This window comes from Halodesulfovibrio marinisediminis DSM 17456 (assembly GCF_900129975.1).
Lineage (GTDB): Bacteria > Desulfobacterota > Desulfovibrionia > Desulfovibrionales > Desulfovibrionaceae > Halodesulfovibrio > Halodesulfovibrio marinisediminis.
In genome coordinates, this window is the sequence record NZ_FSRG01000003.1 from 929381 (window position 1) to 955212 (window position 25832).

Genomic DNA, 25832 nt, shown 5'->3' on the forward strand with positions numbered 1-25832 from the left:
CTCTACAAGGTAGTACTATAATTTACTTACCAAAAGCACATTTAGGGAACGAGCAATGGGAACAATCCATACACATACCGCCATTGGCGATTGCAGCAAGGTCACTTCTGGTAATTGCCAGCCCTGCAAGTAGCCTAGGGAGTATAATGTCCAGACTTGTATGCTTATGAAATAAGGCACAAGCCGGAACGCCAAGGGTCTGAACCCCCTGCAAGCTTCCAATAAGAGTCATGGCTCCGGGCAAGACAGGAGCACCATAAAGAATATTTTTCAACCCTGCATCAACAAGTCCTGCACGAGTAACATCGTCAGGATCAACAGAAAGTCCTGCTGTGGTGATTATAAGATCACACCCTTGTTTCACAAGCGACTTAGCAGCATCGGCAATTCTGGAACGATCATCCTGACAAATGATAACTTGTTCAATGCTGCTTCCAAGAGCAGCAAGTTTAGTTTCGATAATGCCTTCAAATTTATCTTGAATTAGTCCGTCAAAAACCTCATTGCCGGTTATCAACACCCCAGCTTTGGCTGCCCGAAGTGGTTTTACCGAAAAAACAGGTTCTTCACCCAGCACTTGTATTGCTGTATCAAACACAGCCCGCTCAAGATAAAGAGGAATAGCCCGAGTTCCGGCAATACTTACCCCTTTCTTTACTAAAGAAAAACCTTTTCTGCATGCAGCCATCACACCAGGGATATGGTTGAAGGCCTCCAGAGTTTTAGTATCGACAACAAGCATGCCCGCCTCTTGCGATATCAGCTCTACCTTGCCTTCTTTTGCAGAGCCTCCGGCTTTAACAAACTCTCCGGCCATCTTGTTAGCAAAGTGCGTAGCACATTGGTTCTCATGAACCCAGCTACCATCTACATCCCCATCCACAACATATACAGAGTTCTTTCCAATGCGCTGAAGACGGCACAAATCACCCACTTCAAACACATGGCCCTTTCGGAAAAGTGGCCCTTTACTTTTTCCGGGATTAATTTCTGTCATGTCGTGCAGTGCGGTTTTACCAACCGCCTCTTCAAGAGGAACAACAGACACATTGCTAGGGACAACGCGAGTTCTATCTACTACAGAAACCTCTTCATAAGGACTTTCTCCCTGACATGCCCTGCAAATTGAACCATATTTTTGGGGGTACGGCTCTCCGCATACTGGACAATCAGCAATTGTGCCCTTGCTTCGCTTTATTAAATGCTTGCCAGAAACTTTAACTGGAGAAATGTTGCAAATTGACGCACCTGCGAGGGCAATCTCGCGCTGCAACTTTTCCGTATCCTGCTCTGCTTTCGGTTTGCGCTTATAAAGCCATGTTGTCAGCTCTTCATACTGTTCCATTTTTTCTGGACACAAGCTAACTCGAACCCCTTCGCCATTATACTTATTGTACAACGTTACTGCATAGCGTCCAAAATTAACCACCTTGAGCCAGCCATTACCCATCGTACACGGAGTGAGCATTTGTGCAGCATCCGGCAAGCACCAAGATGTCTCACTAATAATCTCATATAATACGTCTTCTGACATACAAGCCTTAGCAGCTTCAACCATATACCCGCCAAGCATTAACCCTGGTGCCGGATAATTGTGAAATAGCGTAGCCATATCCTTAAACTCTTCATAAGAGTATTCCCCAATCGGTTTTTCATCACCTTGAATAATAATATCGTGTCCCATCGTTCCTCCAAATATGAACTAGTGAACACAACTAATCAAAATTTAGACCAAGATTTAAAGTCAGCATTTTAAGCATGTTAAGAAAAAAGCTGCTTTAAGAGTCCATCAAAAGTGGACAACAAAAATCCGAGAAATCCGCAAAAACTGGACAGCATGCAAAACAAGTTTTGTTTTGCTCAAAAGTTATTAAAAAACAGATGTTTAACTAGATACTAATTACTCGGCACCTGCTACGAAGCTGCCACACTAGATTATCTTTAACACTCGGCTCTACAGCCAGTTATATTTGAAGTTAATATGAAGAACGATATGATTGAATCAGCACAACGCAGCGCGAAGCACTACTCGATCAGAGTGATCGAGACAAAGAAGATGCTCTTAACAACATAAGAGATAAGCGACGTAACTGGCATCCCTGTTGGAACCCTAAATGTCTGGCGTTCCCGCAAACAGGTCCCGCGCTATATAACAGTCCTGAAAAGCGTATTCCACAGGTCGAACACGCTGAAAAAGTATTTCGAATCGTGTGAGATTCGGACGGTTATTATGTAAAAAAAGCTCTCTGCTAGGTTAGTGGGGAGCCTTTGGTTATGGAAGCAGGCAGTAAACGGCCATCGAACAAAAACGTATCGTTATCTTTCACGATCTTAATTAGCATTAACTCCAGCAAATTTTCATGCAGAGTAATAACCCTGGAAAAGGAAGGTGATTTCATGCGTAAAAAGAATAAATATCTAATTTTAACAGAACTATACTTATCTCTTGCTGTAATTATGCAAAGCAATGATTCTGAAGCCTGCTCGCGCATTGTTGTTGCTACTCCACATCATGGGGTTATCGTCTCGCGTACCCTTGATTGGTCAAAAGAGTTAGGAGAAATCGCTGAGGTATCCGGCGTAGGACAAAAACGGACTACACGAAACAAGTCTGGCCATTATGCCAATCCGGCCACATGGACAGTCAAATATCAAACCTTAAGCTTCATCGAACCAAAGGTGTTCGAATGCACCACTTCCGAAGCCATCAACGAGAAAGGACTATCTGCGTCCGTCCTGTATATGGCTGACTCTGAAAAAATCCAGCAAACGCACAGTGATAACGAAGCACCTGCCGTCAACTTGCAGAACTTGGTTAGCTATCTGGTAGAAAATAATGCTTCTGTTCAGGAAGCTTTGGATGCGAAAGAGGCAGGCAAATGGCAAGTGGCGTGGGCAGAAACTATACACATCAAGGGCGAAGCTATTCAAGGTCCTCATTTTTCTATGCAGGACAAAAGTGGTCACATAGCATTGTTTCAATTTACCGATGTTGGCGAAGTCATCTATGACAGCAAGAAAGGTGACGATGATCTTAACGTAATGACCAATGCCCCACTGCTGTGGAAACAGAGAGTCATGCTTGAATATGTCGGCAAAAACAATATCCGGCGCATGGACGCGGACATCCACCCATACTCCCGATTCCAACGTCTAACCGCATATCTTAATGCTCAACAGTTCGATTCCAAGCTGAGCAGAGCTCAGGTCGACGCCAAGATCAGTCTTGTGATGGATACAGGGGGATCAGTGCCTACGGATGTCAAAGACGAGTCAACAGGACTGAGCTATGAAACCCAGGTGAAAATCCAATATCATTTTGATACTGGGGACATAAGTTTTAAGAATTATCAGGTTGATGAACAAATGAGATTCAATTTTAAGGACATCATGAAGTTCAAGAAACCCATGTTCGCAGATCTCATGGGCGATCTAGCAGCTGGGCACAAGAGTCCAAACTGGCTTCCATATAATCCAGCAAAATGCCAATAACAACCGTTGGCTAAAAATCTATATTGCGTATATGAAAAAGCTTTAACTTTTATTTCAGCTTGTTGCCCCACATAAACAAAGCCAAGATCTTTGTTTAAAATTTTTGCTTCAACCTCCAACATACAGTCATAATTTACAATAACCATCACAGGCTCAGCTTCATTAATAACACCCTCAACAGTATGCGCTGCAAGTTGCTGCACGCGACCGAAAACTGGAGCAGTAAAATTCTTTAGCGTATTCACTCTTCGAGCCTTAACCAATTCTTGTGTTAACTTCTCAATGCGAATTGCTATATCACTTTTTTTATCCAGCAAATCTTTGCGAAATACTGCAACAACTTGCTTCTTTCTTTTGTTGGAAGATTGAATAGCAGCTTTGATTTCCTCAACCTGCTGCTTTTCTGCCCTCAAATCTTGCTCTGCAGTAATCGTTTCGCTTTCCCGCACTAACCAGTCATATTGACGGCCCATTCCGTCTTCATAAAGTTTTTTGAGTGATCTAGGCCATTTTTCTGATATAGTAAGCAATTTAGATAGTTTTTCCACCCGAAACGATGCAGCTGCTAACCTGGCGTCAAATTGTTTAATCTCACTATTTAGAACGCTTAGCTAAGACATCAGCGTTTCTGCATCTTCTCGTACACGTTCATGGTAAACTGATACCACACTTTGCAACGCAGGAGAGGTTGAGCCTGGAAGTTCCAATCGAGGCAGGACGCTGCCTTCCGGTTCCCATTCCAACAGGGATTTAATACGGGCCAAATCGTACTGGGACTCAATTAAATCACGTTCCAGCTGTTTTTCACCAAAAAAGCCCTAACGAACCATCGTTAAGGCTTTTTCATTTTCAATTTAAGGCACCTGAATGAAAGGTCGTGCCTCACTATCAACTATATTTTATTTCTCGTCTTAAATAACACATTATCTCTCTATCATGGCCACTACTGTTTTTTCTTAGTTCCATGATCATGACCTTCATGTTCCTTATCCATCTGCTTCATGTCATCACCTTTTCTCATCATCTGATCATGGTCATGCTTCATGTCACCATCTTTTTTCATCATCTGGTCATGATCATGCTTCATGTCACCACCTTTTTTCATCATCTGGTCATGATCATGCTTCATTTGATGACCTTCATGAGAAGAAGCTAGCGTGTAACCATCTCCTTTCACCATTGTATCAGTAGCAAAAGCAACAGCTCCAGTAAGCACTAGAAGACCTATTGTAATTATTGCGATAACGTTTTTATTCATAACAATAAACTCCCATTGAATAATGTACTTCTTACCCAAAACATACACCATTTCTTAACTAGGATATAATTATTGTTATTATATTTAGTAGTCCAAAAATAAAAAGAATTTAGTTTTTATTAAAACATAACACTACCTATTGTTATCAACATAAGCATGCTATCCATTTTGATTATTACCCATTAATATACAGATGCTTTCGGTAGATTCACAACATGAAGACATAACTGTTACTTCAGCTGTAACATCATGGCTCGTATCTGTTGAGACAAAGTAATTCGTGAGGTAAACATGTTAACAACTGCCTTGCTCGCAATGGGTTTTCTCCTTTCCCCCAGAGCCTTTATGATTACAGGAAGCGGTATCGGACTGGCTGGGAACTGGTATTTTTTAGTCACCGCATTTCTTCTTGCAACACATATAGCCACTATTCCTCCACGTACTCCCAATCGTAAAAGCACCAACGCAGATGCACTAGAATCATTTGGATATGGTATCCGCTTTTTCTCACTAGTTTTCTTTTCATGTTCAATACTGGGGATTGCGGGCTATGCTTTCAACGAAGTCTTCCTATACTGGTTTCCCAACTTCCTTTTCAGTTTCATCATACTGACGTGCTCTTTTTTCACCAGTTTGGCACCTTCCTGCAAGGCAAGGAAAATACAACTCATTGCAATCATCACGATACTTATCGGTATCGTTTTTCTCTCTGTTGCGGCACTATGGGCTCCATCTCCCAAGGAATCGAATTCACCTAACTTCTTTTTGCCGTATGGATCATCTCCTTTCTCCGAAGGGCTCTTTTTCATGGCCCCTCTTTTGATTGGTTATGAACTCTATGCTTCATCTTCCACCAAGGACAAATTTACAGGTTCTTCATACGCTCTGGCTCTGACCATGGCAGCATTATTCCTGTCCATTTTCGCCTACGCCGCACTGAGCATTTCCGGTACAGAAAAATTGGCCGATTCGACTGTCCCTTATATGATCGGCGCCAAAAAGATACTCGGTCAAAACGGACGATATATAATGGGAGGAATCATCATCCTAGGCAGTTATGTTGCCTTCAATACAATTCTCTTGTTTCTCAAAGCCCCATTCATCACACTTATGGACTTCCATCTTTCAGCTCAACTTTCCAGTAGCAATTTAGGAAAGCAAGCTGTTGCGACAACCGTTCCAGCTCTGACGGTTTCTATTCTTCTCCTCCGAGGTTATGCCGGCGAACCAATTACCGAATCATATATTGCTGGAGGCTTCGCCCTTTGGTTTGTGTTCTATGGATTGTCCACAATAGTTTCGGTAATAAACACGGACTTACTTATTGCCAAGCTATTCAAAATAGTTGGTACTTCTTCATGCTTATACCTCGCGTATGCAGTATTAAAGATGTCTGAAGCCCCTCTCAAAGGACTCATCGTGGCTGGTGTCGTCTCGATTGTCATTGCAGCATTGGGCATAATAGGCAGGAAGATGTTGTTACCCTAAGAAGATATGATACAATGAAAAACAAATGTTCATAGAGAGGTTACTATGAAAGCAATTAAATTAGCCGGCTTTATCCTAATGATCTTAGCATTTGTAGCTACGGCATTTGCCGAGGGCGTTCAACGGATAGACAAAGATGCTTTAAAGGAAAATATGGGGTCCTACATCATTGTAGATTTCCGCACTGGATCAGACTGGAAAGGAAGTGAATTTAAGATACTGGGAGCTGTTCGCCCCAAAGGAAACATTGTGGATTTTGCCAAAAGCAAAGGTTGGGCAAAAGATGCAAAAATCGTTTTTTACTGTGCCTGACCGAATGAATCTACAAGCGCCCGGGAGGCGCAAAAATTGATCAATGCAGGGTACACAAACGTTTTCGCCCTGGTTGGCGGCTGGAACGACTGGTATAGAAACAAGTACCCTGTAGAAGAAAAATAGGGCAAAGTCGAAGGTAAAATAAGTCCGTGCACTTGACGACACTATCTAAATCAAAACAACTCAAGCACAAAATATTTTTTTACCAACTAACTCGCCCTAGCTTTGTAGATATTCTTGAATTAGCGATCGTCGATTTAAAAGAATATGGTGATCAGATGATCGAAGTTGGAAGAATTAACAAAGACGTTCCATAGGTGATTAAAACGTCTTTGATAGCGCGTTGCGGCTCTTATGGTAACTTAGAAAGTCTACAAAGCTAGGGCGATTCATATGTCAGGCTCCATGCAGTATAACAGTTGTTCTCCACAAAAAAATTTTCTATTTGTAGGGAGCATCCAACCATCTCTTTTCTAACATGGGTGGTTGTGGTGAACAGGCGCTCCATTTTTTATGCTAGGATCAATTAGCTTTTAATAAGTTTAAGAAAATTATTTCGCGCTTGATCGTTTCCGATAATTGCAATCAGGTCTTCATCCAAAAGGACACAATTCGCGTCGGGATTACTTAGCAGCTCTTCATTTCTAACAACACCAACAATAGAAGCACCGGTCCGTTTTCTAATATTACTTTCCCCGATTGAATGATTTGCCAGTGAGCTCTCTTTAGATAACCTTACCCATTGCAAATCAAATTGCCGCTCAGCGCCACGTAACTGGGATAAGACTTTGTAATTTTGTTTTTGAGTGAATAGGTCAGAATATAGCTCTTGGCGTACTTTTTCTGTTTGGTATTGAATTTCTGTCAGGGGCACGTCCAAATACTGAAGGGCTTGCCGAACGATTTCCAGACTCCCTTCCAAATCTGGTAATACAGCTTCTGATACACCCAGCTCCTTCATAACCTTAAAATCATCATATCCTGCAGAGCGCACAATAATTTCCAGTCGTTCATTTATCTTTTTGGCTAATTTGACAGCTGACTGACTTGTAACACAATCAGAGACTGTTACCACTAAAAGAGCCGCTGAGCTGACTCCCGCCGCCTCCAGAACTATCTCTTGATCCGCATCACCATAAACTGCTGCTATATCAGCCTGTTTCAATTCTTCAAAACGTTTTTGATCAAACTCCACCACAACGTGAGTTTGATTTAAGCGTTTCAAGATTTGAGCCGTTTGAAAACCAATCCGTCCACCTCCAAGTATTACCACGTGATTTGCTAATTTTTCTTGAGGTAAATTGTAGGTAGTAAGCTTTTCATGGCGAAACCACCGTTGTCTGAATCTATAGAGAGGAGCAGTCAATCCCGAAACTACCGGAGTTAACGCCATAGATAGTATTGTTACGGTAAGGACAAGTGAATAAACCTCGTTTGTTATTGATGCTGTTGAAACCCCCAGTCGTGCAAGCACAAAGGCAAATTCACCTACTTGAAAAAGTCCCAACCCAACAGCTAGAGGTACAACATTTCTGTATTTAAAAAGAATTGAAATTGTAGCAAAAATAAGCCCTTTTCCTATACAAATAATAACCAACAGCTTTATTACGGATGAAAAATTATCAACCAAAAACATCGGGTCGAACAACATGCCGACTGAGGAGAAAAATAAGAGCCCAAAAATATCCCGTAATGGAATAATGACACTCAATGCCTGATGGCCATGCTCTGATTCACTAAGAACCATACCGGCAACAAACGCACCAAACGCGAACGAAAGACCAACCATATAGGTCAAGTACCCTACACCTAAACCGATTGCTGTAATCGCCAGCAAAAATAGCTCTTTTGAACCGACACTTGCAATATGACGCAACAACCAAGGAAGCAGACGTGTACCGAGAACAATCATTACTGAAAGAAAGCCAATAGCTTTTAGTGCAGCAAAACCAAGTTTTGGCAAGCCAAGCACAGGGTCATTCAGTTCCGGCAAAGCAATCATCAAAGGAACAACTGCCAAATCTTGGACTATAAGTATCCCTACCATTACTCTACTAGATAGCGTCCCCATCCATCCTTGGTTCATCAAGGTCTTCAAAATAACCATAGTACTTGAGAATGAGACAAGCGCTCCAAGCCAGACTGAAGATTTCCAGTCGAGCCCCATAAGTTGCCCAGCCCAATAACCAAGGGCAATAGTTGCCAACATCTGTATTGGAGTTCCTATTAATGCAATTTTCTTTACTGGTTTTAAATCCTTAAAAGAGAATTCCAAACCTAAAGCAAAAAGCAGTAAGGCAATCCCAATCTCAGCAAGAAGTTCAATTTCGTGAACATCAGAGATAGTATATCCGCTTGTATAAGGCCCAAGGAACACCCCTGCCAGAATATACCCTAGGATCAAAGGTTGCTTTAAACGTTGGGCGACTAACCCAAAAAAAAACGCAAAAACAACAATGAGAATTATATCAGTGGCGAGCCCCATTACGTTACTTCCTCATTAATAATTAAGTAGCCAGTAATTAACCAACGACTGTTACAGCTGGCTCATGGCATCATAATAAATTTTCACGATTACCACTCATAAAATAAGTACTATTTTCAGAATCCAAATAGCAAGAATAACACCCTATCAATTTAAACTTTTCCAATTCAATTCATTAGTTATGGAAAAAATACAATTGATAAACAGTGTTCGACCCCCTCTTTTCCAATTCAAACACTATCTTAGCATATTCTTTTACCCACTCTACGTAACCCCAACCGCTCAAGAGGTAAGCGATGTTACAGGCATTCCAGTTGGAACACTCAACGTCTGGCGCTGTCGCAAGCAGGACCCGCGATATGTAAAAGTCCCAAAAGGCGTATTCTACAGACCGGACACGTTGAAGAAGTATTTCGAATCGTGTGAGGTTCGGACGGTTGATATGTAAAAAAAGCTCTCTGCTAGTTAGTGGGGAGCCTTTGGTTATGGAAGCAGGCAGTAAACGACCATCGAACAAAAACGCATCGTTATCTTTCACTATCTTAATTAGCATTGACTCCAGCAAATTTTAATGCAGAGTAATAGACATGGAAAAGGAAAGTGATTTCATGCGCAAAAAGAATAAATATATAATTTTAACAGTACCATACTTATCTCTTGCTGTAATTATGCAAAGCAATGATTCTGAAGCCTGTTCGCGCATTGTTGTTGATACTCCACATCATGGGCGTATCGTCTCGCGTACCCTTGATTGGTCAAAAGAGTTAGGAGAAATCGCTGAGGTATTCGTGTAGGGCAAAAACGGACTACACGAAACAAGTCTGGCCATTATGTCAATCCGGCCACATGGACAGTCAAATATCAAACCTTAAGTTTCATCGAACCAAAGGTGTTCGAATGCTCCACTTCCGAAGCTATCAACGATAAAGGACTTCCTGCGTCCGTCCTGCATATGGCTTGCTCCGAAAAATTCCAACAAAAACATAGCGTTAACATAGAACCTGCGGTCAACTTACAGAACTTAGTTAGCTATCTGGTAGAAAATTATGTTTCTGTTCAGGAAGCTTACGCTCTAAATTGTTCCCCAAAAGCAATACGTTGAGAGCTTAGAATTTGCCCCCTGAGAATTATGGAAGGCAAGAAAGAATCGATGTTCTAAGGTAAAAAATGAGTTAGGTCTTGAGAAACGGGCAACACCTTTTGAAGCTACCGTTAAAGAAAATTCGGAAGAACTTATGCAAGACGAAGAGCTTGCCACTTATCTTGAGAAAGTACATGCAATATATTCCGGAGAGGTAAGCGAAATAAAGCAATCAACAATAGACCCTGATAGTAAAATTAATTTTCTAGGTAAAGAGCTTGAACTTATGGCGGACTTCAGATTGGGTGAATTGAAAAAAAGTCAAACAATTAAAACACTGCAAGATATTCAAGCTGAAATGGTTCTCGAGAAAGAAAAATTAGATGCGCAATTGATTGAAAAAAACATCTCAACCGTTCATTATGCTGACCAAGTGAATGCCAACATTTTGAAGTTTCTCAATGAGAGTAAAAAGAATTTAGGAGAAGAAGCCTATATAAAATTGTTTGGAATGGCTTCGGATACTATTTTCCAGATTGTAGATCCTAAAATTCTTGCCCAGTATCACCAAGATTAATTTATACATGTATCAACAGCTAACCATATTGCAGAGATAGAGCTTAATTTCTAACCAAGGTTAACATGCACAATAAACGTATGAGTGAAGAAGAGTACAATAAACGTATAGCAGAACTGCTCGATAAAATTCAGTCTACGTCGTCAGCTAACGAAGACAACGATCAATTATTTCAAAGATACAGGCGAGCAGAGTTTGATCTTATGGTCGAATATCGTCTTGGAGCCGACTTTTCCAGAGATAAATGGGAAAAATTGCGAGCCGTCCATGATCAACTGATGGAAAAGGTTGAAAAATTGAGACGCGCACATGCTGAGGGAAAGCTCAATCAAAGACAGTTGCTCTCTAAAATTCAGGATTTCTCGTTTGAAATGAAAAAACAATACTCAAAATTTCTGACTGAAGAAGAGGTAATGTTATTGCTTGGCAAAGAGCAGCAAAATATTCCGTTTTTTACATACGATGCAGATAATTCGTAGCCTGATCCTACAACAAAAAAGGAACTGCTTGATAGAACATCTTTTACAATATGAAATGATTGATAATCCAATCCGTAGCATGGACATAATGGCAATCTATCGCCGCCAGTTTATTAGTAATCGGTGGGAAACCTAATAAACTGGTGGCGATTCATTTTGTTGATTATAGCTCAACTGACCTTCACTTTTTTTGTGGTAGAATCACAAAAAAACACCTGCGACCAAGAAGTCCCCTGGCCGCAGGATATTATTTTTACTTTGATATGATAATAGTACCAGAAGTACCGTCGATAGTAACCTCATTAGCTTGACTGAGCTCTTCCATAGCTGGCTCATCGACACATACGACTGGCATTTCTTTTTTATAAAATTCGCGCATGACCAATGGACCAGTAAGAAGAACTGTATTAGTACGAAGGTTTACTAAAGCTTTGGGAGCCTTACCGACACGAGCTAGCTCTAACAAGACTAAGCCCGCCCCACTTGATCCCTTGCCAAAAGGAAACACAAGAATTTTGTTAGCCATACACTGACCACATTGATCGCTCAACGGATCTAAAATAATACCTGTTTTGGGATCAACACCACCAATGAAGCTAAGTGGCTTCCGAGAAAACAATACTTCGCCTGTAACTTTCCCTTTGATTACTGCGTCACATTTGATGGTGGTTAATGCCATGATCTTGCACTCCTATGCAGTTTTCCAGCAATAGCTGTTTCAACACAATCTTCAAGACTTCCGTATACAGGCTTGATCCCACTATAAGAAAAACAGTAAGTGCTGAATTTCCCAGAGTTGCTCATGATGCCGTTGAAATTCCATTGTTCAAATGGTGAAGACATTGGGCAACCATCGGTGTAGATTTTCACACCACATCGACGCAAAGCTTCATACATTCCATTTTGTTCCATATGTTGCTTGTTGCAACGATTTGTGAATGCCCAGAATTCCATTGAAGAATGTACCTTGCGACCTGCGAAGGCTTTAATTAAACTATCACATTCTGCGTGGGAGAGGTGCGGGCAACCTACTGTAACTAAATTTATTTCTTTAGGTGTGTCATTGCTCATCCGCTCTTCAGACTCACGAAGACGCTCAGGAGTGACAATCACGACATCCTGAGGCTTCTCGCCATGGAAAGCCATTTCTCGAGTCTGTGCTTCGGGAGTTAAACCAATTAGGTGGAATAAGCCAACACCACCGGAAGAAGCGGAAGTTGCAGAGAACCGTTTAAGACCATCAATCTTGCTGTTGAGAGGCAAACCTTCCATAGCACCAATTCTGTCCCCTACTATCTCACCATGCACATATCCAAGCATGTCATAAATAGCATCATCAAGAAAATCTTCAGGTTTAAAACCTTCAAGTTTAAGAAGAACTTCAGCTTTACGGTTTTCGGTACAATGCAAGCCTTGATAAGGAACTCGACCAGTTAACCCTGCGCAAAGATCAAGTAATCCAGCGTATCGCTCAGTACGTGCACCAATGACAGAATTCACATAATTTGTAGCATTTGACTCTGCCCAAGCAACTTGTTCTCCAAAACGCGGAACAAAACCGGCAAAATAAGGCGCACAAGTCCATGAAGCAGAAGCCCCTAAAGATGTATGCGCTTTTTCGATCCTTTTATGGATTACATACAACTCAGGGTCAAAGCGTTGCTCTTGCCATTTTTCTAAGTCCATTAAGCAAGAATTTAAAGACGTTGGAACGCAGAACTTACCACCAAGTTCTACAAGATGTTCAGCAAACTCCAATGCAGCAAGTCCACTGAACCAGGCACTATCGTCATGAACCATAGAAACAGAAATCATTTTTTCCGCCCCCGTGGTTTTTCCTAGCTCGGTTAGAATGCTCATTCCGATGCGCGCGGCTTCACCATAGTCTCCATTTAATAAGGCCTTGTCATAGTCCGTTAAGTACATATGCTTACTTCTCCTTGCATTGCACAATTATGATATTTGATTTTCAATCTAAAAGCACGAAAGTTATTTCTTAATATTCCAAACCATTACAAGCTAAAATACTATCCTGTTATGTGTTGCTTGATAGATTTCCAGTAAACGAACGTTGTTGTTTAACAGACCTCAAGACCATTATTGTAATACGACCATTAATTATACCGTGTCGATAATACATCAAGACCTGTCTGCCGAAATAAGGTCAGTTTGCCAATAAGGTCTTAAGGAGTGGCAATGCCCTTCTGTAAAATACAAAGGGCATTGCCAGAGACTAAGAGGGGTATTCAAGCCTCGACATATGCTGATTCACTCCCTGTAGACTTGTCTGCAGCGAATTATGAAATGTCACAGGAAGATAACAGACAAATATTTTCATCAATTACTAATTGTTACTTAAGGAGTGGTAATGCCCTTCTGCACCACAAAAAGGGCATTACCAGAGGCTGAGCTGGTTTACTTTCAAAAGACATCTTTGCAGCAAGTTTTTAAAGAGATCTTAAGAACAAATACCCAGCAAGCTACTCCACCAACACGAATTTTTTCTTAAGGAGTGGTAATGCCCTTCTATGCCAGAAAAAGGGCATTACCGGAGGCTAAGAGGAGAATAAGCCTCTACTTACGCTGGTTTATTTCCAAAAGACATCTTTGCAGCGGGTTTTTAAAGAGATCTTAAGAACAAATATCCAGCACACTACTCCACCAACACTAAATTTTTCTTAAGGATTGGTAATGCCCTTCTGCAAAGGGCATTACCGGAGGAGGCTGAGAGGAGACTAACCCTCTACTTATGCTGGTTTACTTCCAAAAGACATCTTTGCAGCGAGTTTTTAAAGAGGTCTTAAGAACAAATATCCGGCAACCAACTCCACCAACACGAATTTTTCTTAAGGAGTGGTAATGCCCTTCTGTAAAGGGCATTACCAGAGGCTACGAGGAGCTTTTAAGCCTCTACATGTGCTGGTTTATTTTCTGTAGATCTATTTGCAACGAATTGTGGAGATGTTTCAGGAGCAAATAGCTGACAAACAAGCCCACCGATAACAAGTGACCCAACACAACAACCGAGGGTTGCAGTAGTCCCATACTGTTCTGAAATAACTGGCAGTAACCAAGTACCCATTCCTGCCCCAATACGACTTGCAGCGATAGTCAGACCAACTCCTGACCCTCGAAGTTCTGGTGGGAAAAGTTCTGCAGGGTAAAGGTATTCAATAATAGTAGAAAGAGCGAGACACGTGGAGAATGCGCCTAACAGAATAAGCGTTGGAGTGGCTGGCAAATCACAAATAGTCATAAGAGTGAGAAGTGCAGCAGCCCCATAGAATGTCCACAATAGAAATGCACGTCGTGAAACTTTATCAATAACAGCGACTCCAAGCAAAACTCCGATAAATGTAAAAGCGTTATACATCATACCAGAAGCATGTGGATTTTCGATATTAAGCCCTTTAACAACAATTGGAAGAAAAATAGAGATCGCGAAGAATGGTAAAACTTGGCAGAGATAGAAAGTACAAGAAGTAACAGTACTACGCCATAATTCAGGGCTAAATAGTTTCCAAAAAGAGGCTGACTTAGCTTCTTCTTCAAGTTCAGGAAGAGTGAAGTTTTTTCCAAGATATTTGTGAACTAATTCAAGCGCAGGTTGGGTACCTTTATTCGCGAGTGTCCAGGTAGGTGATTCAGGAGAACCAATGCGAACAACCAACGTGATAGCAGCAAAAAGAGCAGAAGATGACAATATCCAACGCCAACCATTTTCACCTAAGTCACCTAGGGATGCGATAAAGAATCCAGAGAAGTAGGAAATGATATAGCCTAATGTCCAAGCGATAATAAGCCATCCCATTATCTTTGAAAGAATTCTTTTAGGTGTCCATTCACTGAGCAGCGAAACACCAACAGCGTAGTCTGCCCCAACACATACCCCGAGTAAAAATCTGACAATCACCAAATGAAGGGGATCTGTAAGGAAGAACTGTATTACTGAGAAGAACAGGCTAAAGGTTGGCACGATAAGATAAGTTTGTTTTCTGCCGACTTTGTCAACAAGAATACCAGTTAATAGGCTACCAAAAAGAATCCCAAATAACGCGCCTGCTCCAATTAACCCCATCCAGTACCCATTTAAATCTAAGTAACCAGTGGTATAAGATAAGGCGATGCCAATAATTCCAAGAATGTATCCGTCAGAAACTTGCCCCATAAATGTGCCAAGCGTAAGCTTTTTATGAATGGCTGAGTACGGAGCTTTATCAAAGCTTATTGTTGTTTTGTTTGTTTCCAGTCCCATCATATCTTCTCCCTTAATAAAAGATTTGTTCACAAAAAATCAGCCCTACGCTATTCTTGCTCCCTCCCTTTTTTGTAGGCGATTGCATCCAACTCTAATAAACAGCCATGTATAATCTCGCCGGCACCAAGACAAAGCCGTGCAGGACGATGAGTACCCATAAACTCTGAGTAGACTTCATTAAAACCATCGAAGTCATCCATACTTGTAAGAAAGACTGTAGTCTTAGCAATGTTTGAAATACTTAGGCCAGCGGCTTGAAGAACTCCCCGTAGATTGCATAGAGTTTGCACAGTTTGTTCTTGGATTGTTGAGCCGACTAATTGTCCGTTAGCTGGATGAAGCGGTACCTGACCGGAAATATAATAAGTGTTACCTGCAGCGACACAGTGGCTGTAAGGGCCGACAACTTCACCTGCTTCATTGGAGTTATAAAATTTCAAGTTGTGCTCCTTTGTAGTAGTATTTCTGCTGGGAGAATGTATCGCTGTTACATTCTCCCAGCAGAGGATGTGGGGGTAAGGACTTGTTAAAACTTTTCGGTCAGATAACTACTTTGTTATTTTTCGTCTTGTAAGACGATTCTTGCGTCAGCGATTGCCAAACCATTTTCCAGAGCAAAGACCGGGTTAAGGTCTACTTCTGCAATATCTCGTAGTTCATTTACTAAGTGTGAAATAATGCAGGCAGTTTCTGCCAGTGCTTCAAGATCACAAGGCTTAGTGCCTCTGGCACCCTGAAGCATCTTAAGTCCATTAATTTCACGAATCATACTACGACAGGATGGCATATTTACCGGAGCTACTCTGAATGAAACATCCTTAAGGATTTCTACAAAGATGCCACCTAGGCCAAACATTACGGTCGGACCAAAAGTGCTATCATAGCTAGAACCGATAATACACTCGACTCCACTCGGAAGCATTGTCGTCATCATGACACCAAAGATATCCGCATCAGACTTGTAATTGCGTCCATTCGCCATCAGTTTGTCGAAAGTCTCACGAGCCATTTCTTCAGAGTTGATGCTGAGTGCAACGCCACCTGCATCAGTCTTGTGCAGAATGTCAGGTGATACGATCTTCATGACCACTTTGCCGCCAATTTTGCTGTACAATTCAGCAGCTTCATCAGCACTAGTAGCCAAGTAAGCTTCTGCTATGTTAAGCCCATAACATCTCAGAATTTCTCTAGCTTCTGTCTCAACGAGGTTTGTGCGACCAGATTCTTTGATGGCATTGATAATGGCTTCGGCTTTTTCCTTGCGGTCAGATGGCATATTTGGCAGTTCATCATCTGACTCTTCTTGCAAGTTCTTTTTAATTTCGCTGTATTGAGAAAGCAGACCCATCGTTCTTACTGCGGCATCAACTTCACCGAAAACAGGAACATCATTTTCGCTAATATATTTAAGGCATTCAGGTTGCTGTTGTGCGTAAATGGAATGCATAACGACAGGCTTGTCAGCAGCAGAAATCTTTTCAACCATGCTCTTGGCAACATCCATTTCTAAGGTTCTAAATTCCTCAGAAAGATCTGCATAACCGCCGTAAAGACCTACAATAATGACACCGTCTACCTCTGGGTCTTTAAGAAGGACATCAAGACAACGGTCAAAGACCCACATATCTGCTTCAGGAGTTCCGGCTAAATCAACAGGGTTTTTAATTGGGCAATGCGGCATCAGAATTTCTTTCAGCTTGTCCTGAGTCGCATCAGAGAGAACAGGCGCTTCAAGACCAAATTTTTCTGCAAAATCCGTTGCCATAACACCGTGTCCACCGCCGTCTGTTAAGATAGCAATACGGTTACCTTTAGCACTCTTACATTTGGAGAAGGCTTCAGCAGCATCCAAAAGTTGTCTAGGACTATCTACGCGGATTACGCCAGCTTGTTTAAGAGCTGCATCAAAGATTTGTTCGCTTCCTGCAAGGGAACCAGTATGAGACGCTGCTGCACGTGCCCCCGCGGCACTTCGACCAATTTTAATAGCTGCAATTGGTTTCTTTACTGCTGTCTTTTTTGCAGCTTCTATGAACTTGCGGCCATCTTCTTCGCTTTCAACGCGCAAGCCTTCCATGTACAAAAGGAGAACTTTACTGTCTTCATCAGTCTCAATATATTGCACAAAGTCATGAAAGCGCATATCCAGCTGGTTACCAATAGTTGCCCAGCAGCTATATCCAAGATCTCTAGTCTTAGCATTGAAGTTAATGTCAATTCCGAAGTTACCACTCTGAAGAACAAGGCTCATAGGCCCAGGAGCTAAGTCGATGATGCTTGCATTTAAGCTTTTAGCTGAACTGTATGTCCCCATACAGTTTGGCCCCTGCAATCGCATATTACCTTTACGGGCAATTTCAAGCATTTGTCGTTCAAGCTCTTTGCCTTCAGGACCAACTTCACCAAATCCCGTAGACACTACGATGGCGCATTTAACACCTTTTTCAACACATTGTTCCATAACGGGCAGAATGAACTTAGGAGCAATAGCGATGATAGCCAGGTCTACTTCACCAGGAACGGAGGTAATGTCTGGATAAGTTGGGTGGTCAAAAATTTCACCACCAGAACGAGATACAAAGTAAATATCTCCCTCAAATTTGTTTTCAACCAAGCTTTTAGCAGTCCAATAGCCATATTTATTGGGGTTAGAGGAAGCCCCAATTAAGGCAACGCTTTTAGGTTGAAAAAGTGGAACGAGGTCAGACATCAGAGAAGCTCCTTATATTTCCACCTCCATATTCACAGGAGGTGGATTCTTTTAATCTGTTATAATAACGCCAACAGCCATATCTGGGCACACAATGCCGCAAATGTCACAATTAACACAGTTTTCAGGGTTTTCTTGAACTATGTAGTTGTAACCTTGAGCATTGATTTGTGTTCCAATAGCAAGAACCTTCTTTGGGCATTTGTCCACACAGAGGCCACATGCTTTACAACGTTTGATGTCGATCACATGTACTTTATTAGCCATTGTCGACCTCCTCCTTCATAGCGGCGTACCCAGCACGCAATGCCTCAATATTTAAATCAACTAGTTTAGGTTTCTTTGCTCCGAAAACTTCTTTCACTACTTCTTCAATTGTTTCCAACTTAAGAATTGCAGTTTCAGCAAGTACTGCACCCAGCATAACCATATTGGCACAGCGCACGGTTCCAAGTTTTACCCCCATATCTGAAGCAGGGAGGAAAAATTGATCAAAACCGTTAGCTTCTTTTGAGTTCTCGACAATTGAACTGTTGGTGAAAAGTTTTCCATTAGGAACAACGCCTTCAAAGCAGTTATTATAAGTAGACTGACTTAGAGCTACAGCAATGCTGGCATCATTTTCTACGATAGGACTGCCAATGCATGCATCAGAAAGAATCACGTATGCAGTAGAGTCACCACCACGTTGTTCAATTCCGTAAGTCTGTGTCATTACAACTTTTAAATCTTCTTTAGTAGCTCCTAGACAGATCAATTTTGCCATTAAAGCAGATCCCTGCCCGCCTGAGCCAGAAAACATACATTTATGCAACATTGTCCTGCTCCGTTTCATCTTTAAAGACCTGAGGCTTGAAATAGTCAGCTACCTGATTTCCGCACCATTCATAGGAATCCCTAACGTTCTTTTTCAAACCGGTAGGACATGGCACCATAACTTCAACAAAAGAGTATCCCAGGCCTTTAACCTGACACTCAAATGCTTTTTGAATGCTTTTTTTAGCTTTACGAATATCTTTAGGAGTAGCGACGGAAGCTCTGGCTAGATATTTAACACCAGGCATGTACTGCATCATTTCTGGCACAAGCAATGGATGACCTTGGCGAGATACATCTCGACCTTCGACGGTGGTGGTAGTCACCTGACCTTCCAAAGAAGTTGGAGACATCTGTCCACCAGTCATGCCAAACACTGAGTTGTTGACCATAATAGTCGTGATAGGCAAACCTTTGTTGGCTGCGTGCAAGAGATCTCCGAGGCCAATTGCACAAGTGTCACCATCACCAGCATAGGTAAAAACAATGTTATCTGGCTTGGTCATCTTGTAGCCGATTGCAAAAGAAGGAGAACGACCGTGGGTAGCTTCGATGGCGTCAATATCCATATAGTGGTGTGAGAATCCACCACATCCAATACCAACAATAGCTACAGTGCGATTCATAACTCCAAGATTTTCAATGGCCTCAGCCACAAGTCTAGTTACGATACCGTGTCCGCAACCCGGACAGTAACTGGTTAACTTGTCCAGATTTAAAGTTTTTCCGTATTTAACGCTAAGATTGTCCATTATCTATTCCCCCAGAATACTATCTACTTTGGCAATCATTTCTGCCAGGGTGTTCATTGGGAGGTCGCCACCGGTTTTTCCGAGGAAATGAACGGGGATGCGTCCATTTACGGCCAGTTTGACGTCATCGACCATTTGTCCATGGTTCATTTCAACCACTAAAATATTCTTGACAGAATCCGGCAGAGTCTCAAAAGCTCGGTTAGGGAAAGGCCAGAGAGTAATCGGTCTGATAAATCCGACTTTTTTGCCTTTAGCACGCATTTCGGAAATCAAGTCCTGGCACATGCGACCATGAATACCAAATGCAGCAACTACGAGGTCGGCGTCTTCAACTTGTTCCGCTTCCCACATTTGCTCATTTTCTTTAATAACTTCGAATTTGGCGCGGAGCCTTTCATTCATATCATAGCCATCTTGATGTGAGTAACTGCCAGTAATGATAGCTCGTTTGGGATGATCTTTTGTTCCGGTAATGGCCCATTCGGATGTGTCAAATTCAGCAGAATAATCATGATATTCAGGCAGAGTTGCAGACTCAGTCATTTGAGCACTAACACCGTCAAGTACAAAAAGAACTGGAGTTCTGTACTTATACGCCAGTCGGACGCCCTGAGGCATAAGATCAGCAATCTCTTGTCCACAAGACGGAGCTAATACGATTATGCGGTAGTCACCATGTGCACCTCCGCGAGTCGCAACTGTATAATCACTCTGAGAACCGACAATGTCGCCATCACCAGGGCCTACTCGCATGGAATCGTATAAAATGCAGGGTAATTCAGCTGCACTCATAAATCCGATAGCTTCATGCATGAGTGTTAATCCAGGTCCAGAACTAGATGTCGCGGCAAGAGTGCCGGAACAGGCTGCACCTGCCAAAGCGCTGGATACTGCAATTTCACTTTCCATTTGCATCATTTCACCACCATACTTTGGCAAAATTACTGCCATACGCTTCATAACATCTGTTGCTGGAGTAATCGGGTATGCAAAGTGATACTTCACTCCACACCGAGCAAGGCTCTCGGCAAATGTTTCTGTGTTCTTCAAAAACAAAGTTTCTTGGCTCATATTCACCTCAAAAAAATCGTTATGATTTGTCTACTTATTTGCAGTCATATCCGCTCATTGTTCGGGACCAACAGAGCCACCGATCAAGCTAGCAACTTGTACCGCATTGTGGTATTGCGTACCACTAAGTAAACCTTATCCAAGCGCCCCCTCTTCGTCAACCACATTTAGCAATAAGTGTGGTACTTTTATTTTTACTATCATATTAATACGAAATGCTGTTTTTTTTAGAAAAAATTGATAGCGAGAGCTGTATTTAGAGAAAAAATCAAAAAAATCTCTTGATTGACATCGAAATCTAACGAGTCTAACGTTACCACCTAGTGGTACAGCGTTCCACTGAGAAGAATGCAAAAAGATATACGGTGCGAATATCTTGGTACTTAATTTAATTGCACGAGGTTCCAGCACTGTGGTGATTTTCACACCACAGTGCTGGAACCTCGCATCGTCGTCAGATAAAGGGGAGGAGTTTGATGTCAGGGATCAATAGCAATGATGATCGGAAGAAACTTAACCACTATACTTTTTGGCCAGGATTCTTGCTTCTAACTACTGGAATTGTGGTGGGACTATTTTATACTGAATATTTCGTAGTATTATTATCGCAGATAATGGACTGGATTCACTACAACTTTGGCTGGCTAGAAGTTGCGCTAGGTCTACTTATCGTTATCTTTACCATAGGAATAGCTTTTTCCCCTATCGGTGATATCCGACTAGGAGGAAAGGATGCCAAACCAGAGTTTACCTACTGGCAATGGTTTGCTCTTTCTCTTTGTGGCTGTATCGGCATCGGTATTCTCTTTTGGGCCATGGGAGAACCCATTTTTCATATGATGCAACCGCCACTAAGTCTGCACATTACTCCTGGCTCCAAGGATGCTGGGGTATTCGCTATCGCCCAAACCACATTGCACTGGACCATTGCTCAATACTGTTTCTACACTGTTTGCGCAGTCGCTATCGCTCTTGTAAGTTACAATCGTAATTATCCACTATCTGTAGCTGCTGGAATGTATGCTCTAGTTCCTGAAAAATGGCGCCATATATTCTCTCCAGCGGTACATGCCATCTGCCTTTTTTCGCTATGCTGTGCTATCGCCACCAGTATGGGCGCAGGTCTTATGCAGATTGGCAGCGGAACGGGAAGATTATTCAACTATTCACCCGGCCCTATAACGTGGGCGGCAGCCGCAGCAGTAATAATTCCCATATATGTCCTGTCTTCTTACTCAGGCTTGAAGAAAGGCATGAGTTTTCTATCGTCAGGAACCACTCGCGCCTTTTTATTATTAATGCTGTTTGTTCTTTTTTCCGGTCCCACACTGTTTATTCTAGGAATCGGTGTTGAATCATTTGGGTACTTTGTTAACAATTTTTTTCGTAACAGCACACTGCTTAACACCATGCAAATCAATGACAAATGGCCCATGCAATGGCTCGTTCCCTATATGGAGATTTTCTTTATTTTTGCTCCATTGTTAGGACATTTTTTGGCTCGCATGGGAAAGGGAAGAACAATCCGTCAATTCATCTTAATGAATGTTATTCCACCAACAATTTTTTGTCATTTTTGGATTGCAACATTCGGTGGAACAGCAATTTTCTTTCAGTGGAGTGGGTTAGTTGACGTATGGGCTGGCATACAAAAATTCGGTATGGAATCGATGGTATACATTCTTTTTTCTAATTTTCCATTCAGCGACCTGTTGACCGGAGTGTTTGTAGTCATCATTGTATTTTCATTTGCTACTATGACAGATTCTCTGGTTGCTACCTTAGCAATCATTTCCACTCGAGGTCTCCTAGTAAGCGAAGAGCCTCCCAAGAGGTTAAAAATAATCTGGGGTATTGTTGTTGGACTTGTCGCCTATGTCTTATGTATATCGGGCGGAATTGAACCTGTTCGGGGACTTATCTCTTTAGCTGGATTTCCTATGATGTTATTTACTTTTGCCATGTGTGTATCAATTGTAAAAGATGGTATGCACCTATTGACACAGCCCAACTGGCTAGACAATGAATCCGAAACGGACTAAGGGTTTACAAAATTTACTGCTAAATTAGGATTAGTGCATAAATTGAAAATTTGGCTCTCTGAGGAACACAATGGCAGATGATAAGTATTTTATGATGCGCTCGTTGGAAAAAGCTATTTCCGTTATTGAGACAATGGCCACCAACAGTAATTGGAAATTGAAGACGCTCAGTGAGGCCTGCTCAATCCCTAAAGGGACATTGCAACGCATTTTACGGACGTTGGAAGAATTAGGCTATGTACGACAGCTTGAACGTGGTGGTGCCTATACTCTAACGCTTAAACTTCATAAAATAGGCAAGCAGATAGCATCTCAAAATAGCTTGGGATCTATTCTAAAGCCTATTCTTGCAAAGCTGCGGGATAAAGTTAATGAAACTGTAAACTTAAGTGTCCTTTCAAACCTCAACATGGTACTCGTTCATCAAGAAATTTCGGGACATGCTCTGCAAATGGACTCTGTTATCGGTGATTCTTTTTCTGCGTATCTTTCCGCTTCAGGAAAAGTCTTTTTGGCTTTCCTACCCGAAGATGATTTGCATCTTTTTATGGAGAAGTTAAGAGCCAGCGATTCAAGTATTACTACCGATAGGGTTGAACAGACTCTTAAGGAACTTGAAACAGTTAGGAAAACTGGTGTCGGTTTTGATTTTGAAGAGATATACAAAGGCGTCCGATGTGTTGCTGCCCCTGTATTCGATGATAGTGGAAAAATTATTGCAACAATAAGTTGTTCTGTCCCCACTGTACGCCTAGACAGATATTTTTCTCAAAAGCTTCTTTATGAAATTCCTATGGCTGCTGTCGAAGCATCTAAACTATTCCAAGCGCCAGATCGATCATTTTATTTTGATATTGATAACGCTGTTGATCAGCTTGTTGGAACAATATGATAGACTAATAATCATATTAGCTCAGCTACACCCACTCTCGTCATATATTTATGACGTCTGCTCAAGGTTGCATACGTTCTCACTAAAAAGCTTTAAAGCCTGTTAGTTTCATGATATTTACTGACCACCTAGTACGGACTTACCAAATCAGTCTATGTAGGCGTTATTCTGCCTTATACATGAGCAGTTCAAACTATTATCACTAGCCTAAGCGGAGTGAGAATTCTTCACTTTTTTCTAGGAAATCACTTTAGAAAAAAAATCAACCATAGTTCTAGAAAGTTACAGGCAGAGCAAAAGATAGGCCGATTTTTTGTACATCATCCGCATTTATATTTTAAATGTGAGAAGCCTAAAACTCACTGAAACCAATCCTTTTTAAATTAAAAAACTTTGTTCTAAGTAAGCTCCATGCAATCATGGAGCTTGCTGAACTATCTTGTTTTCCCGAAGAACTCACTCTCAGGGATGGTAATTTATTGCCTAATTGGCAACATGGTACCTCTAAAACGCAAGCTAGCCCCAGCTCAGTCAACTGCATTAAGTACAATTTACCGTCTGTTCTGCTTCAAAGCCTTTATCCCAAAGCGTCTTGCCTTCAATTTTGCTGCAAACTTCACAGCTCCAGCATCCTTGCTTGCATAAATGTCCTTGCGACAATCTCGCACCACACCACCATTCTTCAGCTTGTAGGTGATGTTTCCTTCGTTATCGACGGTATAGGTCATTCCTTCCAAAAGCTTCACAACAGTGTGTTCTTTGAAAAGAGCTTTCTCTTTCATTTTTGATGACTGAAGAACGGCTAAAGCGACCATGTTGCCGACCTCTGCTTTTTGCCGCAGAAACTCATTCCAATTTCCATATCTTTCAAAACGCTCCTCCGGAAACTCTGAATGGACGTTGAAACACGCACGAACTCAGGGCAATCCCTTTGAACTGAAAACTGGAGCGGTCATTCCTGGAATCATGATTTCAGGAATCAACTCAGACTTACCAGGGCAACTCATCGGGCAAGTATCACAGAACGTCTATGACACGGTTACAGGGAAATATCTCCTCATTCCTCAAGGGAGCCGGATGATCGGCGTCTATGACTCCAGAGTTGTTGCTGGTCAGTCCCGCGTCCTTGTTGCGTGGAACCGCATCATTTTTCAAGATGGATCTTCCATAACCCTCGGTTCGATGACTGGTGCTGACATGGCAGGCTACAGCGGTTTTTCCGACCACACAGACAACCACTACTTTCGAACCTTCGGTACTGCAGCGCTCATGAGTCTGATCTCAGGCGTTGGAGCCTATGCATCTGACACGTTCAAAAGCGACACAGCTTCAAACGATAAACTGTCTCTTCAGGACGAACTAGGCTCTGCCCTTTCAAGCGAACTGGGCAAATCCAGCCAACGGCTGTTGCAGCAGAACCTCAACGTGCAACCAACTCTCACCATCCGCCCTGGCTACCGCTTCAATATGGTTGTTCAAAAAGACATTGTCTTCAGCAGCCCTTACAAACCATGGAGATAAGTATGTCGGACAAACCTAAATACGGACTTGGCAGTATTAAAAAGCACAAATTCTTCTGGCTTCTCTATCCTGCGATCCTGTTTCTTCTAGCTCTAATCGCCTTCAGTGTAGCCACTCAACAGGTGGCAGCCACATACAACTACCATCCCGCGCTTAACGGCAAGATCTTTGACGGCTGGTATGTACCGTGGGCTATCATCGGCTGGAGCCAGCAGTTTCCAGAAGCCGCAAAGGTCATTGATGACGCGACGCTCACAAGCCAATTGGTGTTCGTGGTTCCACTATTTGCGATCTTCGGTCTTTGGCAGTTCTTCATGCGCACCCCAAACCTCTACAATGATCTTCATGGTTCAGCTCGCTGGGCAAAGAAAAAGGACATTCAAAAGGCAGGGCTTTTTGCTGACAAAGGGGTGTATGTCGGCGGTTGGCAGGACAAAGAGAACCTTCACTACCTTCGGCACAGTGGCGCAGAACACATCCTCGTGTTTGCTCCTACTCGATCAGGTAAAGGCGTCGGGCTTGTTTTGCCTACACTTCTGAGCTGGAAAGAAAGCCTCATTGCCCTCGATATTAAGGGGGAAAACTGGGCACT

The 25832-nt window shown here is 42.1% G+C and carries 23 protein-coding genes and 1 pseudogene; 10 read left to right on the forward strand and 14 right to left on the reverse strand.

Going from position 1 to position 25832, the window contains the following annotated elements:
• Positions 1–22 precede the first annotated feature (22 nt).
• Complete coding sequence (locus tag BUR09_RS04440) at positions 23–1684, reverse strand: FmdE family protein (protein ID WP_074215722.1); 1662 nt, start codon at positions 1682–1684, stop codon at positions 23–25.
• A gap of 713 nt (positions 1685–2397) precedes the next feature.
• Here BUR09_RS04440 and BUR09_RS04445 point away from each other — a divergent pair.
• Complete coding sequence (locus BUR09_RS04445) at positions 2398–3492, forward strand: linear amide C-N hydrolase (protein WP_074215723.1); 1095 nt, start codon at positions 2398–2400, stop codon at positions 3490–3492.
• Between the two features lie 44 nt (positions 3493–3536).
• Here the strand turns inward: BUR09_RS04445 and BUR09_RS17025 are convergent.
• Both BUR09_RS17025 and BUR09_RS04455 read right to left on the reverse strand, forming a co-directional pair.
• Positions 3537–3965, reverse strand: a pseudogene (locus tag BUR09_RS17025) (HlyD family efflux transporter periplasmic adaptor subunit); the annotation flags it as partial.
• A 470-nt stretch (positions 3966–4435) separates the two neighbouring features.
• Positions 4436–4750: a hypothetical protein gene (locus tag BUR09_RS04455; protein ID WP_139296730.1), complete on the reverse strand. Its 315-nt coding sequence runs from the start codon at positions 4748–4750 to the stop codon at positions 4436–4438.
• Between the two features lie 291 nt (positions 4751–5041).
• On the opposite strand from BUR09_RS04455, the gene BUR09_RS16640 reads away from it, so the two are divergent.
• Together BUR09_RS16640 and BUR09_RS04475 are read left to right on the forward strand one after the other, a co-directional pair.
• On the forward strand, positions 5042–6238 hold the full coding sequence (locus BUR09_RS16640) for a hypothetical protein (protein WP_139296731.1): 1197 nt from the start codon (positions 5042–5044) through the stop codon (positions 6236–6238).
• A 45-nt stretch (positions 6239–6283) separates the two neighbouring features.
• Entirely contained in the window at positions 6284–6676 is a 393-nt protein-coding gene (locus BUR09_RS04475) for a rhodanese-related (seleno)protein (RefSeq protein ID WP_281248134.1), read from the forward strand.
• 403 nt (positions 6677–7079) lie between these two features.
• Here the strand turns inward: BUR09_RS04475 and BUR09_RS04480 are convergent, their stop codons facing one another.
• Complete coding sequence (locus tag BUR09_RS04480; protein WP_074215730.1) at positions 7080–9038, reverse strand: cation:proton antiporter domain-containing protein; 1959 nt, start codon at positions 9036–9038, stop codon at positions 7080–7082.
• A gap of 587 nt (positions 9039–9625) precedes the next feature.
• Here BUR09_RS04480 and BUR09_RS04490 point away from each other — a divergent pair.
• The 3 genes from BUR09_RS04490 to BUR09_RS04500 all read left to right on the forward strand — a co-directional run bounded on the left by BUR09_RS04490 (position 9626) and on the right by BUR09_RS04500 (position 11175).
• Positions 9626–9832: a hypothetical protein gene (locus BUR09_RS04490; RefSeq protein ID WP_074215732.1), complete on the forward strand. Its 207-nt coding sequence runs from the start codon at positions 9626–9628 to the stop codon at positions 9830–9832.
• 441 nt (positions 9833–10273) lie between these two features.
• The gene (locus BUR09_RS04495; protein ID WP_074215733.1) at positions 10274–10696 is read left to right on the forward strand and encodes a hypothetical protein; all 423 of its coding nucleotides are present in this window, start codon (positions 10274–10276) and stop codon (positions 10694–10696) included.
• A gap of 80 nt (positions 10697–10776) precedes the next feature.
• Positions 10777–11175, forward strand: a complete 399-nt coding sequence (locus BUR09_RS04500) for a hypothetical protein (protein WP_139296732.1) — start codon at positions 10777–10779, stop codon at positions 11173–11175.
• A gap of 253 nt (positions 11176–11428) precedes the next feature.
• On the opposite strand, the gene BUR09_RS04505 is transcribed toward BUR09_RS04500, so the two are convergent.
• From BUR09_RS04505 to BUR09_RS04550, 9 genes are all read right to left on the reverse strand, one after another.
• Entirely contained in the window at positions 11429–11854 is a 426-nt protein-coding gene (locus BUR09_RS04505; protein WP_074215735.1) for an aconitase X swivel domain-containing protein, read from the reverse strand.
• The gene (locus tag BUR09_RS04510) at positions 11845–13101 is read right to left on the reverse strand and encodes an aconitase X (RefSeq protein ID WP_074215736.1); all 1257 of its coding nucleotides are present in this window, start codon (positions 13099–13101) and stop codon (positions 11845–11847) included. The genes BUR09_RS04505 and BUR09_RS04510 overlap by 10 nt, the downstream gene beginning before the upstream one ends.
• A gap of 976 nt (positions 13102–14077) precedes the next feature.
• The gene (locus BUR09_RS04520; protein ID WP_245796694.1) at positions 14078–15433 is read right to left on the reverse strand and encodes an MFS transporter; all 1356 of its coding nucleotides are present in this window, start codon (positions 15431–15433) and stop codon (positions 14078–14080) included.
• A 47-nt stretch (positions 15434–15480) separates the two neighbouring features.
• A complete protein-coding gene (locus BUR09_RS04525) occupies positions 15481–15873 on the reverse strand; it encodes a RidA family protein (protein ID WP_074215738.1) in 393 nt (130 codons plus the stop codon).
• A 116-nt stretch (positions 15874–15989) separates the two neighbouring features.
• Positions 15990–18143, reverse strand: coding sequence for an acetate--CoA ligase family protein (locus BUR09_RS04530; RefSeq protein ID WP_074215739.1), 2154 nt, complete (start codon positions 18141–18143; stop codon positions 15990–15992).
• Positions 18144–18194: 51 nt separating this feature from the next.
• A complete protein-coding gene (locus BUR09_RS04535) occupies positions 18195–18410 on the reverse strand; it encodes a 4Fe-4S dicluster domain-containing protein (RefSeq protein WP_074215740.1) in 216 nt (71 codons plus the stop codon).
• Positions 18403–18978: a 2-oxoacid:acceptor oxidoreductase family protein gene (locus tag BUR09_RS04540; protein WP_322788042.1), complete on the reverse strand. Its 576-nt coding sequence runs from the start codon at positions 18976–18978 to the stop codon at positions 18403–18405. The genes BUR09_RS04535 and BUR09_RS04540 overlap by 8 nt, the downstream gene beginning before the upstream one ends.
• A complete protein-coding gene (locus BUR09_RS04545; protein WP_074215742.1) occupies positions 18950–19711 on the reverse strand; it encodes a thiamine pyrophosphate-dependent enzyme in 762 nt (253 codons plus the stop codon). Before BUR09_RS04545 ends, BUR09_RS04540 begins: the two co-directional genes overlap by 29 nt.
• 3 nt (positions 19712–19714) lie before the next feature.
• Entirely contained in the window at positions 19715–20785 is a 1071-nt protein-coding gene (locus tag BUR09_RS04550) for a pyruvate ferredoxin oxidoreductase (RefSeq protein ID WP_074215743.1), read from the reverse strand.
• A gap of 476 nt (positions 20786–21261) precedes the next feature.
• Here BUR09_RS04550 and BUR09_RS04555 point away from each other — a divergent pair, with 476 nt between their 5' ends.
• Positions 21262–22827 carry a BCCT family transporter gene (locus BUR09_RS04555; RefSeq protein ID WP_074215744.1) on the forward strand — a complete coding sequence of 522 codons (1566 nt, stop codon included), beginning with the start codon at positions 21262–21264 and terminating at the stop codon, positions 22825–22827.
• A gap of 70 nt (positions 22828–22897) precedes the next feature.
• Positions 22898–23719, forward strand: a complete 822-nt coding sequence (locus BUR09_RS04560; RefSeq protein ID WP_074215745.1) for an IclR family transcriptional regulator — start codon at positions 22898–22900, stop codon at positions 23717–23719.
• Positions 23720–24270: 551 nt separating this feature from the next.
• Here BUR09_RS04560 and BUR09_RS04565 read toward each other — a convergent pair.
• Positions 24271–24534 (reverse strand): hypothetical protein, encoded by a 264-nt coding sequence (locus tag BUR09_RS04565; RefSeq protein ID WP_245796696.1) that lies wholly within the window; start codon positions 24532–24534, stop codon positions 24271–24273.
• On the opposite strand from BUR09_RS04565, the gene BUR09_RS04570 reads away from it, so the two are divergent.
• Together BUR09_RS04570 and BUR09_RS04575 are read left to right on the forward strand one after the other, a co-directional pair.
• Entirely contained in the window at positions 24533–25240 is a 708-nt protein-coding gene (locus BUR09_RS04570) for a TrbI/VirB10 family protein (protein ID WP_074215746.1), read from the forward strand. The genes BUR09_RS04565 and BUR09_RS04570 overlap by 2 nt on opposite strands.
• 2 nt (positions 25241–25242) lie before the next feature.
• Positions 25243–25832 (forward strand): type IV secretory system conjugative DNA transfer family protein (locus BUR09_RS04575; RefSeq protein ID WP_175565988.1); only part of this gene is annotated, 590 nt, incomplete at its 3' end.

Bases quoted from the DNA above. Each gene is read 5' to 3' on its own strand.
- BUR09_RS04570 (WP_074215746.1), top strand. From the start codon at position 24,533: ATGTTGCCGACCTCTGCTTTTTGCCGCAGAAACTCATTCCAATTTCCA.
- BUR09_RS04565 (WP_245796696.1), bottom strand. From the start codon at position 24,534: ATGGTCGCTTTAGCCGTTCTTCAGTCATCAAAAATGAAAGAGAAAGCT.
- BUR09_RS04480 (WP_074215730.1), bottom strand. From the start codon at position 9,038: ATGGGGCTCGCCACTGATATAATTCTCATTGTTGTTTTTGCGTTTTTT.
- BUR09_RS04540 (WP_322788042.1), bottom strand. From the start codon at position 18,978: ATGAAACGGAGCAGGACAATGTTGCATAAATGTATGTTTTCTGGCTCA.
- BUR09_RS04505 (WP_074215735.1), bottom strand. From the start codon at position 11,854: ATGGCATTAACCACCATCAAATGTGACGCAGTAATCAAAGGGAAAGTT.
- BUR09_RS16640 (WP_139296731.1), top strand. From the start codon at position 5,042: ATGTTAACAACTGCCTTGCTCGCAATGGGTTTTCTCCTTTCCCCCAGA.
- BUR09_RS04550 (WP_074215743.1), bottom strand. From the start codon at position 20,785: ATGAGCCAAGAAACTTTGTTTTTGAAGAACACAGAAACATTTGCCGAG.
- BUR09_RS04510 (WP_074215736.1), bottom strand. From the start codon at position 13,101: ATGTACTTAACGGACTATGACAAGGCCTTATTAAATGGAGACTATGGT.
- BUR09_RS04555 (WP_074215744.1), top strand. From the start codon at position 21,262: ATGTCAGGGATCAATAGCAATGATGATCGGAAGAAACTTAACCACTAT.
- BUR09_RS04535 (WP_074215740.1), bottom strand. From the start codon at position 18,410: ATGGCTAATAAAGTACATGTGATCGACATCAAACGTTGTAAAGCATGT.
- BUR09_RS04490 (WP_074215732.1), top strand. From the start codon at position 9,626: ATGGAAAAGGAAAGTGATTTCATGCGCAAAAAGAATAAATATATAATT.
- BUR09_RS04440 (WP_074215722.1), bottom strand. From the start codon at position 1,684: ATGGGACACGATATTATTATTCAAGGTGATGAAAAACCGATTGGGGAA.
- BUR09_RS04545 (WP_074215742.1), bottom strand. From the start codon at position 19,711: ATGGACAATCTTAGCGTTAAATACGGAAAAACTTTAAATCTGGACAAG.
- BUR09_RS04520 (WP_245796694.1), bottom strand. From the start codon at position 15,433: ATGATGGGACTGGAAACAAACAAAACAACAATAAGCTTTGATAAAGCT.
- BUR09_RS04500 (WP_139296732.1), top strand. From the start codon at position 10,777: ATGAGTGAAGAAGAGTACAATAAACGTATAGCAGAACTGCTCGATAAA.
- BUR09_RS04455 (WP_139296730.1), bottom strand. From the start codon at position 4,750: ATGAATAAAAACGTTATCGCAATAATTACAATAGGTCTTCTAGTGCTT.
- BUR09_RS04560 (WP_074215745.1), top strand. From the start codon at position 22,898: ATGGCAGATGATAAGTATTTTATGATGCGCTCGTTGGAAAAAGCTATT.
- BUR09_RS04530 (WP_074215739.1), bottom strand. From the start codon at position 18,143: ATGTCTGACCTCGTTCCACTTTTTCAACCTAAAAGCGTTGCCTTAATT.
- BUR09_RS04445 (WP_074215723.1), top strand. From the start codon at position 2,398: ATGCGTAAAAAGAATAAATATCTAATTTTAACAGAACTATACTTATCT.
- BUR09_RS04495 (WP_074215733.1), top strand. From the start codon at position 10,274: ATGCAAGACGAAGAGCTTGCCACTTATCTTGAGAAAGTACATGCAATA.